Source organism: Leucobacter sp. NPDC058333 (assembly GCF_042726155.1).
Classification (GTDB): Bacteria; Actinomycetota; Actinomycetes; order Actinomycetales; family Microbacteriaceae; genus Leucobacter.
The window spans coordinates 1,344,110-1,358,046 of the sequence record NZ_JBHXHV010000001.1 but is presented as its reverse complement, the minus strand read 5'-3'; the positions used below and the strand labels follow the sequence as shown (position 1 = coordinate 1,358,046).

Below are 13,937 nucleotides of genomic sequence, written 5' to 3'. Positions count from 1 at the left end.
AGCTTACGCGTCCGGAACATCAGAAATCGTCCGTTTCCCGAGCAGCAGAATGTCACCCTCCTCGTATCCCAGCGCATCGTAGAACGCCACAACCTCGGCGTTGTCGGGGCGCACCATGAGCTGCACTTTGGGGCAGCCCAGTTCGGTGAGCAACCTCTCGGCCTCGGAAATCAGCCCGCGCGCGATGCCCTCCCCGCGTCGGGCCGGGTCCGTTGCGAGGTAGTACAGCCATCCGCGATGCCCGTCATACCCCGCCATCACGGTGCCGACCACGACGTTCGCGTCCACGTGCACGAGAAACATCTCGGGCTGCACTGCGCGCTTGCGCATGAAGTCGGCGCGCGCGTCATTCCACGGTCGCGTCAGCCCGGCGACGCGCCAGAGTTCAACGACGGCCTCGAGGTCACCATCGGTGCACGATCGAATCGCCCCGGATGCGCTCGCGCCGTCGGGAATCGCGCTGGTCGTATCGCTCATTCGGCGATCCTTTCATTCGGATCGGTCGCAGCACTCGCGAAAGCGCCGGATCGCGGCAACTCCCCCGCGGTCACCCACTCGACGGCTGCGTAGCGTTTGAACCAGCTCACCTGACGTCGCGCATAGCGGCGAGTGAGCACCTGCGTCTCGGCTATCGCCTCGGCCTCCGTGAGACGGTCGTCGAGTTGCGCAAGTGCTTGCGCATACCCGATGGCCCGCGAGGCGGTTGGTCCGTCGGCGATACCGTGCGGTAGCAGCGAACGCACTTCGTCCACGATGCCCGCCGCCCACATATCTTCGACCCGCCGGTCTAGCCGGGCAACTAACTCGGAGCGCTCCGCCCGAACACCGACGATGCGCGTCGCCCCCGGCGCCGGATCATGCCAAAGCTTCGGCGCGGCCGGTAGCGTCACCTGGGCGTCGCCGCCGAGCAGCGCGACCTCCAATGCCCGCACCACGCGTCGCGGGTTACGCACGTCGACGGCGGCCGCGACAGCGGGGTCGAGCGCGCGCAAGCGCTCGACCAGTGCATCAACGCCGTCTCGCTGCTCTGTCGCTTCAAGTTCGGCGCGCAGCGCCGCGTCGCGCGGTGGAAACTGAAAATCGAACAGCACGCTCGACACATACAGGCCCGATCCGCCGACCAGAATCGCATCGGCACCGCGGTTATGGATGGCTGCGATGGTCTCTCTCGCCGTGGGCTGGTACCACGCCACGGTGGCCTCGTCGCTCGGCGCGAGCACGTCGAAGAGGTGGTGTGTGATGCCTTGACGGTCGGCGACCGGCAACTTGGCCGTGCCGATGTCCATGCCGCGGTACAGCTGCATTGCATCGGCGTTCACGATCTCGGCCGCGCGGCCATCTGCCGCGAGCTGTTCCGCAAGGTCGAGCGAGAGCGCCGATTTTCCCGTACCGGTGGCACCAACTATTGCCCACAACCGAGGTCCGGACGAAGTCGGAGCACCTCCGAGGTCTTCGGCACGCATTACAGCGTCACCGGTTCACCGGCTACGGAGCGCTGGCAGCCCGAGGCTTACCACGCGCGGAGCCGCTGCGTCGGCCGCGGGCGCGGGCACCCCGCAGCTCTCTGCCTGACGACGATCCCACGCATCGCCAGCGCGCGTTCGGCGCACGGCGTAGAGCGCGGGCTCCCCCGGTGCAGGGGCGATCGCCGAGTCAGCAATCACGAAGTGCGGCGCCGCTGCGGTGACAGCGACCGTGACGACGTCGCCGGGGCGCGGTTCGTCAGCACTGTTCGCATCGAGCGGAAGCGCGAAGTGGACGAGGCGGTTGTCTTCGCTGCGGCCAGAGAAACGACGCGTCGCGACGTCTTTCTTTCCCTCGGCTGCGGACACTAACACCTCGACGGTGCGTCCGATCTGCGCCTGGTTTTCTTCGAGCGATATGCGCTCCTGCAGCGCCGTGAGCTGCACGTAGCGCTCCTGCACGATGGCCTTTGGCAGCTGGTTCTCCATCTCGGCCGCCGGAGTTCCGGGGCGGATCGAGTACTGGAACGTGAACGCGGTGGCAAACCGCGATTCTTCGACGACGCGAAGCGTGTCGGCGAAGTCTGCGTCGGTCTCGCCGGGGAACCCCACAATGATGTCGGTGGTGATCGCCGCGTTCGGAATACGCTCCCGCACCGCGTCGAGAATACCGAGGAACTTCTTCGACCGGTAGGAACGGCGCATGGCCTTGAGTACCGCGTCGGAGCCCGACTGCAGCGGCATGTGCAGCACCGGCATCACATTGTGCGTCTCGGCCATCGCAGCGATCACGTCTTCGGTGAACGCAGCGGGGTGAGGGCTCGTGAAGCGCACTCGCTCGAGACCCTCGATGTCGCCCATAGCCCGCAGCAGCTTGCCGAATGCCTGGCGGTCTCCGAACTCGACACCGTACGTATTGACGTTCTGACCGAGCAACGTCACCTCGATAGCACCGTCATCGACGAGAGCCTGGACCTCGGCGAGGATGTCGCCTGGGCGACGGTCCTTCTCCTTGCCACGGAGTGCGGGCACGATGCAAAACGTACAGGTGTTGTTACAGCCGACCGAGATCGATACCCAGCCGCTCGACGCAGAGTCGCGCTTCGTCGGCAGTGTCGAGGGGAAGACCTCGAGCGATTCGAGGATCTCAACCTGCGCTTCAGCGTTGTGACGCGCGCGCTCAAGCAGCGCCGGAAGCGAGCCCATGTTGTGCGTGCCAAACACGACGTCAACCCACGGCGCTTTCTGCACGATGACGCCCTGGTCCTTTTGCGCGAGGCAGCCACCCACAGCGATCTGCATGTCCTCTCGCTCGCGCTTGACGCTGGCGAGGTACCCGAGATTGCCGTACAGCTTGTTGGCGGCGTTCTCACGAACGGCGCAGGTGTTAATCACGATGACGTCAGCGGACTCGGCGTCTTCGGCGGCAACGTACCCGGCAGCTTCGAGCGAACCAGAGAGCCGCTCGGAGTCGTGCACGTTCATCTGGCACCCGAGCGTGCGTACTGAGTAGCTGCGCGGGGTGCCATCGCGGCGAAGCGCTGCGGGTGAACGCTCGATGAGAGTGGGTTCGACGGCGGTGAGACTCATGAGAATAATTCTACCGGCGCTGCGAGCTACTGAAACCGGACGCCGGAACCGCCGCGTGAAGCACGGCCCGCACCGTCGAGCGCGTCACGGGCTGCCCGCGTAGCGGGCTCCCCCGACCAGCCCCGTCGAGCGAGGAAACCAAGCAGTCGGCGTTCGGCAACCTGGCGATCGAGACCACCCAGCTTTGCCGCGCGCTGGCGCGCGGTTTCGCGCAGCAACTCGAACTCCTGATCGACATCGAGTTCACCGAGCGCTGTTTCGATGACATCGTTCGGCAGCTTGCGCGCCTGCAGCTTCACCCGAATCTGAGAGCGGCTCGCGCGCTTCGTGTCGCGGAGCTTCTCGGTCAGCGTTCGAGCCAACCCCAGGTCATCGAGGTACAGGCTGCGTGTGAACTCGTCAATGACATCTTCGATCGCATCAACGCCGTGATCCAATCGGGCCAGCTCCTCACGAAGCTCGCCACTCGATCGCGCGCGGCGCCCGAGCAAACGCACCCCGTCTTCCGTCGCCGTGCGGCCAGTTTCTGCCGACTCGATTTCGCTGGGGACGTCGTGTTCGTCGCCCGCAGCGTCGTCACTCTCAGCGTCATCGTCCTGGTCGGCGGCATCGAGCTTCGATGCGTCGACGTTCGTCTGCACCGCTGCGCCCGTGTGCTCGGTTCCCCCGAGCTGAGTGACACGCTCCGCGAAGTTCGCGTGCACGACGGGCCGCACGAGGTGCAGCGCGGGCCCCGCGGCTGGGGCGTCAGGTTCAGTCTCGGTGTCAGATTCATCTTCGGCGTCAGACACAACGGACGCCAACCGATCATCGTCATCGTGAAGCGAAGGGTCTTGGGAGCGCGCTCGCGACCACCCATCCGTCTGCGAACCGGCCGGATGGCCGCCCCGCATCTCGTCGGTCAACGGCGTCGCGCGCGGGCGTCGCAACTGCGACCGCAGCTCGATGACCTCAGCGAGATCACCCGGATGCTCCGCCCGCGACGAGGAACCCTCGGCGGGCGGAGGAACGAACCGGACCGCCATATTAAGCGCTCGCCCGCTTGTCTGCCGCAGCGGCCGGTGCCGTAGCGGTCTTCGCCGAGGTAGCTGCCGGAGCCTTGGCCGCGGGCACCTCTGCTGCGGGGGCCTCTGCCTCCTTGCGGCCGTTCACACCGAGCTTCGTCAGGATCTTCTCTTCGATTTCGAGCGCAGTATCGGGGTGGTTGATGAGGAAACGACGCGCGTTCTCCATGCCCTGGCCCAGCTGATCGCCGTCATAGGTGAACCAGGCACCGCTCTTCTTAATGAAACCCTGCTCCACGCCGTAGTCGATGAGTGAGCCCTCGCGCGAAATACCGATGCCGTACAGAATGTCGAATTCGGCCTGCTTGAACGGCGGTGCCATCTTGTTCTTGACGACCTTCACGCGCGTGCGGTTGCCGACCGCGTCAGTGCCATCTTTCAGCGTCTGGATGCGGCGAATGTCGAGCCTGACTGAGGCGTAAAACTTCAGCGCCTTGCCACCGGACGTGGTTTCGGGGCTACCGAAGAAGACACCGATCTTCTCGCGCAGCTGGTTGATGAAGATGGCGGTCGTCTTCGTTGAGTTCAGGCTGCCCGTGATCTTGCGCAGCGCCTGCGACATGAGCCTGGCCTGCAGACCAACGTGGCTGTCGCCCATCTCGCCCTCGATCTCAGCCTTAGGCACGAGTGCGGCGACAGAGTCAATGACGACCAGGTCGACAGAGCCCGATCGGATCAGCATGTCTGCGATCTCGAGGGCCTGCTCACCAGTGTCGGGCTGCGCCACCAGCAGTGCGTCGATGTCAACGCCGAGCTTCTGGGCATACACGGGGTCGAGGGCGTGCTCTGCATCGATGAACGCCGCAATACCGCCTGCGCGCTGCGCGTTTGCGATCGCGTGCAGCGTCAGCGTCGTCTTACCCGAGGACTCGGGACCGTAGATCTCGACAATGCGTCCGCGGGGAAGCCCCCCGATACCCAGCGCGACGTCCAGTGCAACCGAACCCGTGGGGATGACTTCGACGGGCGGACGCTCGTCGCTGCCCATGCGCATGATCGCGCCCTTACCGAAGTTCCGGTCGATCTGTGCGAGAGCGGCTTCGAGGGCCTTTTCGCGGTCTTTCGGTGCTGCCATGGTCTTGCTCCTCATCACGTGCGCGGCGTGCCGCTGGGTGTGCTGCCTACATACTGTCTCGACCCCGGTCGGGGTAGACAAGGCATTGGTGGTCGTGCGGTATTCACGTTAGATCGGACCACCGACACTGATGCCGGGAGCTGCCAGTCTGTTCATGAATCAGCGCACTGCGCCACCTGTTGACGAAGATAACACCATTCGAACACATATTCGAATAACGTGTCGGCGTGTCAGCTAGCGATCTCGCGGGTCAGGCAGTCCGCGCCCGTGACGGCGCCCCACTGGAACATTGAGATCGACGCACAGCGCCTCCCACACATGACGCGGGGCAACGCCACGCTCAAGAGCCTCGTTTGCGGTTCCAGCGAGCGACGCTAGCCAGTGGTCCCGCAGCAGAATGGGGGCGTAGTCGGGGCCAAATTCGGAGGCGCAGGCGCGCCGAAATTCACTCATCCGCATCGCTCACCCCCTTCCTTCACTGACACTCTCAGCCCTCACTGCACTCGGCCCGGTCCCCATAAATAAGACGAAGCGCCCGGACCGAAACCGGCCGGGCGCTTCCTCACCGTAGTTCACGGAACGAATGAAGAACTGGGGATTAGGACACCAGTTCGGGCGCGTACCCCGACACCAGATCCGCGGGGATCGTGTCTGGAACGCGGTGGCTCATCGGCAGCGACAGTCCCTCGACGACCGCGAGACGCTCACTCACCTCGCCCATGATGACCGAGAGCGGTGTGTCCAGCGCATCGGCAACCGCGGCGAGAATCTCACTCGAGGCTTCCTTTTGACCGCGCTCAACCTCGCTCAGGTACCCGAGCGCAACGCTGGCTTCCCCGGCGACCTGACGCAGCGTGCGCCCCTTCTGCAACCGGAAGTCACGCAGTACATCGCCGATCTCTTGACGCATCAGCACCATGCGAACCCTCCTTCACGTGCACAACCCGAGTCGTGCCTCAACCCTACCCGCTACGCGACAGGGTTGTCGCTGCGGATACGCCGACCTGTTTCGATCGCCGTACTGACAATAACTCCGAGCATAGTCGTTCTATTCCTGAGATCTCACTGGACTTGAGCCAGCTCGACTCAAGTCCAGTGAAGACTCAGGAATGGCCCCGCGAGAGGGGCCTAGAGCACCTTTGAAAGGAACTCCTGTGTGCGAGCCTGCTGCGGATCCCCAAAGACCTGCTCGGGCGTCCCCTCTTCAACCACGACGCCCTCAGCCATAAACACGACACGGTCGCACACCTCCCGCGCAAACCCCATCTCGTGCGTCACGAGCACCATTGTCATACCCGACGCGGCAAGATCGCGAATCACCTGGAGTACCTCGCCGACCATCTCCGGGTCAAGCGCCGACGTAGCCTCGTCGAACAGCATGATCTTCGGTTCCATTGCGAGTGCACGGGCGATGGCGACGCGCTGCTTCTGGCCGCCGGAAAGCGATGCAGGCCGGGCATCGGCCTTCTCGGTAAGCCCCACGCGGTCAAGCAGCGCGAGCGCATCGACCCTGGCGTCGGCCTTCGATTTCTTACCGAGGTCAACGGGCGCGAGCATGATGTTCTCGAGCACAGTCATGTTCGGGAAGAGGTTGAAGTGCTGAAACACCATTCCAATGTTCTGGCGCACCACATTGATGTCGGTTTTGGTCGAGGTGAGCTCGATACCACTCACTACGACCGTTCCTCCGGAGGGCTCTTCGAGGCGGTTGAGGCAGCGCAAGATAGTGGATTTGCCCGATCCCGACGGCCCAATGACCGACACCACTTCGCCCTCGGTCACCACCAGGTCGATACCCTTGAGCACCTCGTTGCTGCCAAACGACTTGCGCAGCCCCACGACCTCGATCGCGGGAGTGCGAGTCTGCGTCGCCGTATTCTCGGTCACTTGTTCACCTTCTTATCAACGATATTCGCGAGCCAGGTCAGCAGCGTGATGACAATGAAGTACATGACGCCGACAATGATCAGCATTTCTGTCGTGCGGAAGTTCGCAGCGTAGATCTGCTGGGCCTGGTACAGCAGTTCGGCGAAGCCGATGGTCAGAAGCAGCGACGAATCTTTGAGCGTGATCACGAGCTGGTTAATGATCGACGGCATTGAGATCTTCACGGCCTGCGGCATGACCACGCGCTGCATTGATCGACCCCATCCGAGACCGAGTGAGCGAGCGGCTTCCATCTGCCCCGGATCGACCGACTGCAATCCACCGCGAACGATCTCAGTGAGGTACGCGCCGGCGTTGAGCGCGAGGGTCGCGACACCCGCCAAGAAGACGTTGCCGGGTGCGCCGGTCAGCTGCGGCAGACCGAAGTAAAACAGGAACGCCCACACCAAGATCGGGGTGCCACGGAAGATTGCAACGTACACGGTCGCGATACCTCGCACCACCCGGGACGTCGAGATCTTCATGAACCCAAAGACGAGGCCGAGAATCAACGCGATGACGAACGACACCACGGTGATCGACACCGTGTTCCACAGGCCCTTCGACAGCGCCGGCCAGCTCTGCCCGACCAGCTGGAAGATATTGCCGCCCGCACTCGGTTTCGTCTCAGATGACCCGAGGTACGTGTCGAGGATCTTGTCATAGGTGCCATCGGCCTTGAGTTTCGCGAGGCCGTCATTAAACGACGCCAGCAGCTCAGGGTTCTTTCCCTTCGCCACTGCGAAACCGTACTCGCCGCCCGGAATCTTGTCGGTGACAACCTTCAAGCCGTTGCCCTGGTCAATGCCGTACGCGAGCACCGGGTAGTCGTCAAAGACCGCGACCGCCGACTGGTTTTTCACCGATTCGTACATCGTTGCGGACTGATCGAGCGCTTTCACCGTGAAGTCATACTTCTTGGAGAGCTTCTCTGCTTCTGCGAGCCCTTCAGAGCCCGACTTGGCTACAACCGTCTCGCCCGCGAGATCCTTGTAGCTGGTAATTGAATCGTCGGTGGCGGCAACCGCCATTTGCACGCCCGATTCGAAGTAGGGTTCAGAGAAATCGAAGATCTCTTTGCGCTCGTCAGTAATCGACATGCCTGCGATAACGCCGTCGGCCTGGCCGGTCTGCACGGCCGAGAGCGCCGCCTGGAACCCGAGCGATCGAATCTCGACCTTGAAGCCTTCTTTGTCAGCGATCGTATTCATCAGGTCCATGTCGATGCCCACGAGGTCGCCGGTCGACGGATCGCGGAACTCAAATGGAGCGAAGGTGGTGTCCGTCGCAATGACGAACGTTTTCTCTTCGGCCTGGGCCGGCGCGACCGCCGTCGCAGCGGCTGTGCCCAGCAGCAGCGTCGCTGCGAACCCGGCCGCGAGACCCGCGCGCAAGCGAGTCCAACGTCTGTTCTTCTGCACTCTCTATTCCCCTTTGCGGAGCTGGATCGCCGCGATCTGCGATGATCGAATCGACTCCAGCGTAGCGAGAAATTGGACTAGCTATTCACTTCCGATGCCGAGGGCGACGCTCACGAGGTCGATCGCGGCCAATACGGTGGCGGATCGAATGCTCGCGCGATCCCCGTCCAGCGCGAGCTGCGAGCGCCGCTCGCCGCCCGCGAAGCTCACTGCGATCCACACTGTTCCCGCGGGCTGCCCGGTCTGCGGATCAGGGTCCGGGCCCGCGATGCCCGTCGTCGCGACGCCGATGTCGGCGGGAGCGAACGTCTCATCTCCCACGGAGGCGATCGAGTCGCCACCTGGGGTGGCGCAGGCAAGCCGCACGCCCATCGCCATCTGCTCGGCGACCTCGCCATCGACCGGGCCGCGTTCCCGTAGCAGCGCCGCGTCGACCCGCAGCAGCGAACGTTTCAGAGCCGTGTCGTATGCGACAACGCCCCCGGAAAACACCCGAGATGCGCCAGGTACCGACACGAAGGCATCGGCGAGGAGCCCTCCTGTGAGCGACTCGGCAACGGCCAGCTTGAGACCGCGCGCGGATGCCGCCTCGATGACGTCGCGCGCCTTCGAAAAGACCTGAGGGTCGCTCACCGCGCCGCTTTCCGCGCCCGCATGTACCCCACGACGTAGTCGATGCCGCTGTACATCGTAAGAATGAAGGCAATCGACATCGTGATGACGTTGATCCAGACGGCAACCGGAGCTGCGGGCCCGAGCACACTGGCAAGCGGCAGGAGTGCAAGCGTAATTGCGACTGACTGCGCGACAGTTTTGACCTTCCCTGCCCATGCAGCGGCAAGCACCACATCATGCGCCACAATGAGCCGGTGCACGGTGATGCCGACCTCGCGCACGAGAATCAGGATCGTGACCCACCAGGGCAGCTCGGCCAAGATCGACAGGCCCACGAGCGCGGTTCCCGTCAGGAACTTGTCTGCGATTGGGTCGAGCAATTTGCCGAGATCGGTGATCAGCCCGCGCGAGCGAGCAATGTGCCCGTCCCACGCGTCCGTTGCGATTGCCAGAGCGAAGAACGCTGCCGCGGCCCAGCGCCACGGCCCATCGGCACCAGCATCCGCGAGCAGCATCCAGAGCAGGAAGGGTGTCGCGACAATACGCACACCAGTAATGATGTTCGGGGCGTTCCAGTTGCTGGGTGCCGCGGAGGCTGGTGCGGTGCCGGTCATATCAGCAGCCTACTTGAGTCGGTCGAGTGGCCCACTCGCTTCGCCTCAGTACGGGTAGACGACGACGTCGAGGCCGTCGCTCGTCGGAGTTACCTCAACGTCGCCAGCCGTGGCCTGCACGCGCTCTTTCGAGGTGATGCGTCGATCCCGGAGGTCTTCTCCCGAGTACGTGACGACAAATTCCCCTTCATCAGCGAGCGGGATCCAGTCTTGCATCCCGTCGGCGTCCGACACCGAAGGCGCCCGCGTCATTTCAACGGACACCTGTACCTGCGAGGGATCGGCGAATTTGCTGCCCGGGTCAGGTGCGTCGATGCCGCAGCTCTGCAGTTCCCAAACATCGGTCTGAGCTGCGCACTCTTCGTACCAGAGCGAAACCTGGCGGTCGACCTCGTCAGCGTACCCGTCGTTCGGGGTCACCTGATCCGCCGTGTACAGGCTCGTGTACTCAGACGTGACTGCAAACCGGGCGTCATTTGCGGCCGAGAAGAACTTGTTTTGCGAAACCAGCTCATACTCACCCGCATACGCGGTGATGGACCCGGCGTCAGCCGGGAAGGGCGCATCCATGCCCTTGAAACTCAGCGCACTTCCCCCACCATCGAGCGACACTTCGTAGCGCAGGCCCCTGACGACCTGCCACTCATCGTCATCGTCATCGTCTGATCGGTACATTTCAAGTTGATCGGTGTACGGGGTACCGTTGAGGCGATAGCTGAGGTTGCCCGAGGCACGGCCGTCTTCGAAGTTGACGCGGAATCCCGAGAGTTTCGTATCTGTGATGTGCGTTGCCGATTCAAACACCTCGGGTGTGAGCGCGGCAGACGAGTCAGCGCCTTCGCCCTCGTACAGTTGCTCTGCCTCGTCGAGATCGCCCGCTTGCACCGCGTCAATGTAGCGCTCGGCCACGTTGCGCACTGAGCCGCTGTTATGCGTTTGCGCGTCGAGTCCGACGACGACACCGGCTCCACCCAGTACGAGTACGGCGAGCCCACCCGTCACTCCCCACATCCATTTAGGCGACAGGGCACGGGCTTCTGGGGCGCGAGTGTCGGGCTGCCGTTCGGGCGTGTATCCATCGGGATAAGTCACGATGCCTCCTTGTTCCTACCGTCGGTCCGTTAGTCGCGACCGGTGAGCTGCCAGGCGTCTTCATCGCCGTCGTCGTCGACCTCTTCAAGCGTCGACTGGTGCTGCGCGATTGGATCGTCGTACCGGGAATCCCCAAATCCGAACGAGTCTGCAAGGGGATCAATAACATCTGTCTCCGCCTCGACTGGGCGGGTCGGCGTTGGGTCCGCGAACTCCGCTACTGCGGGAGCTGTCGCCGCGGCCGGGACGGCGGCCTGCGCCGGTTGCGCAGCCTGACGAGCCGGATCGAACGGCGGCGCGGCAGCCGGACCCCCCGTAATGCGCCCGAGCACCTCACCAAGCTGTTCGGGGCTCACGAGCACGTCACGGGCCTTCGAGCCCTCTGACGGACCAACAATGTCGCGCGACTCCATGAGGTCCATGAGCCTGCCAGCCTTCGCGAAGCCGACACGGAGCTTGCGCTGCAGCATCGAAGTCGAGCCGAACTGCGACGAGACGACGAGCTCGATCGCGGCAATCAGCACCTCGAGATCGTCGCCAATATCTTCGTCAATTTCCTTCTTCTCGACCACCTGAGCGACGTCCGAGCGGTAATCGGGCTGCGCCTGCGCCTTCACGTGGTTGACAACCTGCGCGATCTCGGCTTCGCCAACCCAGGCACCCTGCACACGCATTGGCGACGATTCGCCGTTGAGCAACAGCAGACCGTCGCCCTGCCCAATGAGGCGTTCCGCGCCGACCTCGTCCAAGATGACGCGTGAGTCGGTGCCCGAAGCAACTGCGAACGCGTATCGGCTCGGTACGTTCGACTTAATGACACCGGTGACGACGTTCACGGACGGACGCTGCGTGGCGAGCACCAAGTGGATGCCCGCTGCACGCGCGAGCTGCGTGATGCGCTGAATCGAGTCTTCGACATCGCGCGGGGCAATCAGCATCAGGTCTGCGAGCTCATCGACCACAACGAGCAGGTACGGATAGGGCTTCAGTGTGCGTTGGCTGCCCTCGGGAAGCACGATGCCACCCGAGCGCACCGCCTCATTGAAGTCGTCGATGTGGCGGAAGCCGAAGCTCGCCAGGTCGTCGTACCGCATGTCCATTTCTTTCACGACCCACTGCAGCGCTTCGGCTGCCTTCTTGGGGTTCGTGATGATGGGAGTGATGAGGTGGGGCACGCCCTGGTAGACGGTGAGTTCCACGCGCTTGGGGTCAACGAGCACCATACGCACCTCGGCTGGCGTGGCCCGCATGAGGATGCTGGTGATCATCGAGTTAATGAAGCTTGACTTGCCAGAGCCCGTAGCACCGGCCACGAGCAGGTGGGGCATCTTCGCGAGGTTCGCGACGACAAAGCCGCCCTTGACATCTTTACCCACGCCGATGGTCATCGGGTGCGTGCTGCGCTGCGCCTTATTGGAACGCAGCACGTCGCCGAGGGCGACGTTTTCACGGTCCTGGTTCGGGATCTCGATGCCGATCGCGCTGCGTCCGGGGATCGGCGAGAGAATGCGCACCTCGTTCGATGCGACCGCGTACGACAGGTTCTTCGATAGCGCCGTGACCTTTTCGACCTTCACGCCGGGTCCCAACTCGACCTCGTACTGCGTCACTGTCGGGCCACGCGAGAAACCCGAGACGCGCGCATCAACCTTGAACTCCTCAAACACGCGCGCGATGGCCGCTGTGATGAGATCGTTCGCATCGGTGTGGGTCTTGGGCGCATCACCGGTTGCGAGTGCGTGCTGATCGGGCAACACGTATGCCGCTTGGTTCGCAGGGCTGTGCGGCGGCGCGACAACAAACGGCTGCTGCGCCTCGGCCGGAGGCACCGCCGCCTGGGCCGCGGTGGGCGGCGGAGTCGGTTCGGCTGCTGGCGCATCAAACGCGTCCCAGGAGTCATCGCCCAGCCCGGAAGCCGGGGACACACCTGCGGCGCTGACCGCGGCCTCCGCCTGATCGAGCTCATCGAACAGATCAGACGGGAAGAGGTCTGTGCCGGTCTCGGGAGCGAGTGCCGACTCGAACGCGCCACTGCGCTCGGGCAACGGGTCAGGGGCTGAAGCATCGAGCGCCGCGTCGAGCGCGGTGCGGTCGCCAGCGTAGGCCGGATCTTCTTCGCGGCCGGACGCGTTGCGGCGCCACCACGGCGTCGCGTCACCATCACCCTCTTGGGCTTCGAGATCAAACAGCGCCTGCTGAGAAGCCTTCGCCTGTTTGCGGTCTCGCTTTGAAACGGCGGCGTCCGCGCTGGCCGCAGCCGACGCCTCGTGCTCACCGCTGACACCGAACAGGAAGACATACGCCTCGCGGAGTCGCTGAGCAATGCGGGATGGTGGCGTCTTCAAGACGATCAGCAGCGACAGCAGAATGATGATCGAGAGTACGGGAACGGCGACCCACATCGTGAGATAGCCGAGCGCTCCCCCAACAAGCCAACCAAAGACGCCCCCGGCTGCACTCAGCTGCTCGGGGTTGTCCCACGGGTTCGGGTTGCCGCCGTAGAGGTGGCACAGGCCCGCGATCGACAGCACCGCGAGTGTGAGCCCCGTGGCAATGCGACGATTGTCGTGCACGCTTGATGGGTGGTTGAAGAGCCAGAGGGCGAACCCGACCATGATAATCGGCAGCCCGAACGCGACACGGCCGAATAGGCCACCGAACGACCACGCGTCGAGCGCCACAGCGAACGGCTGTCCGATGAAGAACCACTCGATGACCGCGCCGGCAACGGCGAGAAGCACGAGCAGCAACGGCACGCCATCGCGACGGTCTTCTGGGGCGAGTGGCTCGACTCGGAAGGCGCGAGCGGCGGCACCGATAGCGTGCGCGAGCCCATTCCAGGCGCGAACGACGATGCCTTCTGAGGGCGCGGGTTCGGCGAGCACCTTCGTTTTCGCGGTCGCTCGGGACGCCGTGGAGCGGGTACCCCGATCCGCGGTCTTGCCCGATTGCTGGCGCGACGAAGCTTTACTGGCCATGGTACGAGGGTACGTTCGACCGCCGACATTGGCGAGTTGACGCACCGAGACCGCCGGAATCGCCGCGAAGTTCCGCGGAAATCACCCCTGCCGAATCGA

The 13,937-nt window shown here is 63.8% G+C and carries 13 protein-coding genes; all 13 read right to left on the bottom strand.

The window, feature by feature from the left end:
- Nucleotides 1-3 precede the first annotated feature (3 nt).
- The 13 genes from ACFWHR_RS06380 to ACFWHR_RS06320 all read right to left on the bottom strand — a co-directional run bounded on the left by ACFWHR_RS06380 (nucleotide 4) and on the right by ACFWHR_RS06320 (nucleotide 13,838).
- Nucleotides 4-477, bottom strand: a complete 474-nt coding sequence (locus ACFWHR_RS06380) for a GNAT family acetyltransferase (protein WP_382447428.1) — start codon at nucleotides 475-477, stop codon at nucleotides 4-6.
- Nucleotides 474-1,463 (bottom strand): tRNA (adenosine(37)-N6)-dimethylallyltransferase MiaA, encoded by a 990-nt coding sequence (miaA, locus tag ACFWHR_RS06375; protein ID WP_382447427.1) that lies wholly within the window; start codon nucleotides 1,461-1,463, stop codon nucleotides 474-476. Before miaA ends, ACFWHR_RS06380 begins: the two co-directional genes overlap by 4 nt.
- Before the next feature lie 15 nt (nucleotides 1,464-1,478).
- On the bottom strand, nucleotides 1,479-3,053 hold the full coding sequence (miaB, locus tag ACFWHR_RS06370; protein WP_382447426.1) for a tRNA (N6-isopentenyl adenosine(37)-C2)-methylthiotransferase MiaB: 1,575 nt from the start codon (nucleotides 3,051-3,053) through the stop codon (nucleotides 1,479-1,481).
- Nucleotides 3,054-3,079: 26 nt separating this feature from the next.
- Nucleotides 3,080-4,078: a regulatory protein RecX gene (locus ACFWHR_RS06365; protein WP_382447425.1), complete on the bottom strand. Its 999-nt coding sequence runs from the start codon at nucleotides 4,076-4,078 to the stop codon at nucleotides 3,080-3,082.
- Between the two features lies 1 nt (nucleotide 4,079).
- Complete coding sequence (gene recA, locus ACFWHR_RS06360; RefSeq protein ID WP_382447424.1) at nucleotides 4,080-5,192, bottom strand: recombinase RecA; 1,113 nt, start codon at nucleotides 5,190-5,192, stop codon at nucleotides 4,080-4,082.
- Between the two features lie 234 nt (nucleotides 5,193-5,426).
- On the bottom strand, nucleotides 5,427-5,645 hold the full coding sequence (locus ACFWHR_RS06355; RefSeq protein WP_382447423.1) for a DUF3046 domain-containing protein: 219 nt from the start codon (nucleotides 5,643-5,645) through the stop codon (nucleotides 5,427-5,429).
- Between the two features lie 145 nt (nucleotides 5,646-5,790).
- A complete protein-coding gene (locus ACFWHR_RS06350) occupies nucleotides 5,791-6,111 on the bottom strand; it encodes a helix-turn-helix domain-containing protein (RefSeq protein WP_382447422.1) in 321 nt (106 codons plus the stop codon).
- Between the two features lie 209 nt (nucleotides 6,112-6,320).
- Complete coding sequence (locus ACFWHR_RS06345) at nucleotides 6,321-7,079, bottom strand: amino acid ABC transporter ATP-binding protein (RefSeq protein ID WP_382447421.1); 759 nt, start codon at nucleotides 7,077-7,079, stop codon at nucleotides 6,321-6,323.
- Nucleotides 7,076-8,539, bottom strand: a complete 1,464-nt coding sequence (locus ACFWHR_RS06340) for an amino acid ABC transporter substrate-binding protein/permease (protein ID WP_382447420.1) — start codon at nucleotides 8,537-8,539, stop codon at nucleotides 7,076-7,078. Before ACFWHR_RS06340 ends, ACFWHR_RS06345 begins: the two co-directional genes overlap by 4 nt.
- A gap of 81 nt (nucleotides 8,540-8,620) precedes the next feature.
- Complete coding sequence (locus ACFWHR_RS06335; RefSeq protein WP_382447419.1) at nucleotides 8,621-9,172, bottom strand: CinA family protein; 552 nt, start codon at nucleotides 9,170-9,172, stop codon at nucleotides 8,621-8,623.
- Nucleotides 9,169-9,768 (bottom strand): CDP-diacylglycerol--glycerol-3-phosphate 3-phosphatidyltransferase, encoded by a 600-nt coding sequence (gene pgsA, locus ACFWHR_RS06330; RefSeq protein WP_382447418.1) that lies wholly within the window; start codon nucleotides 9,766-9,768, stop codon nucleotides 9,169-9,171. Before pgsA ends, ACFWHR_RS06335 begins: the two co-directional genes overlap by 4 nt.
- 45 nt (nucleotides 9,769-9,813) lie before the next feature.
- The gene (locus ACFWHR_RS06325; RefSeq protein ID WP_382447417.1) at nucleotides 9,814-10,860 is read right to left on the bottom strand and encodes a hypothetical protein; all 1,047 of its coding nucleotides are present in this window, start codon (nucleotides 10,858-10,860) and stop codon (nucleotides 9,814-9,816) included.
- 29 nt (nucleotides 10,861-10,889) lie between these two features.
- Nucleotides 10,890-13,838 (bottom strand): DNA translocase FtsK, encoded by a 2,949-nt coding sequence (locus ACFWHR_RS06320; protein ID WP_382447416.1) that lies wholly within the window; start codon nucleotides 13,836-13,838, stop codon nucleotides 10,890-10,892.
- Nucleotides 13,839-13,937 lie beyond the last annotated feature (99 nt).

Coding starts and splice junctions, on each gene's coding strand:
- ACFWHR_RS06320 (WP_382447416.1), bottom strand. CDS start 13,838: ATGGCCAGTAAAGCTTCGTCGCGCCAGCAATCGGGCAAGACCGCGGAT.
- recA (WP_382447424.1), bottom strand. CDS start 5,192: ATGGCAGCACCGAAAGACCGCGAAAAGGCCCTCGAAGCCGCTCTCGCA.
- ACFWHR_RS06350 (WP_382447422.1), bottom strand. CDS start 6,111: ATGGTGCTGATGCGTCAAGAGATCGGCGATGTACTGCGTGACTTCCGG.
- pgsA (WP_382447418.1), bottom strand. CDS start 9,768: ATGACCGGCACCGCACCAGCCTCCGCGGCACCCAGCAACTGGAACGCC.
- miaA (WP_382447427.1), bottom strand. CDS start 1,463: ATGCGTGCCGAAGACCTCGGAGGTGCTCCGACTTCGTCCGGACCTCGG.
- ACFWHR_RS06355 (WP_382447423.1), bottom strand. CDS start 5,645: ATGAGTGAATTTCGGCGCGCCTGCGCCTCCGAATTTGGCCCCGACTAC.
- ACFWHR_RS06365 (WP_382447425.1), bottom strand. CDS start 4,078: ATGGCGGTCCGGTTCGTTCCTCCGCCCGCCGAGGGTTCCTCGTCGCGG.
- ACFWHR_RS06380 (WP_382447428.1), bottom strand. CDS start 477: ATGAGCGATACGACCAGCGCGATTCCCGACGGCGCGAGCGCATCCGGG.
- miaB (WP_382447426.1), bottom strand. CDS start 3,053: ATGAGTCTCACCGCCGTCGAACCCACTCTCATCGAGCGTTCACCCGCA.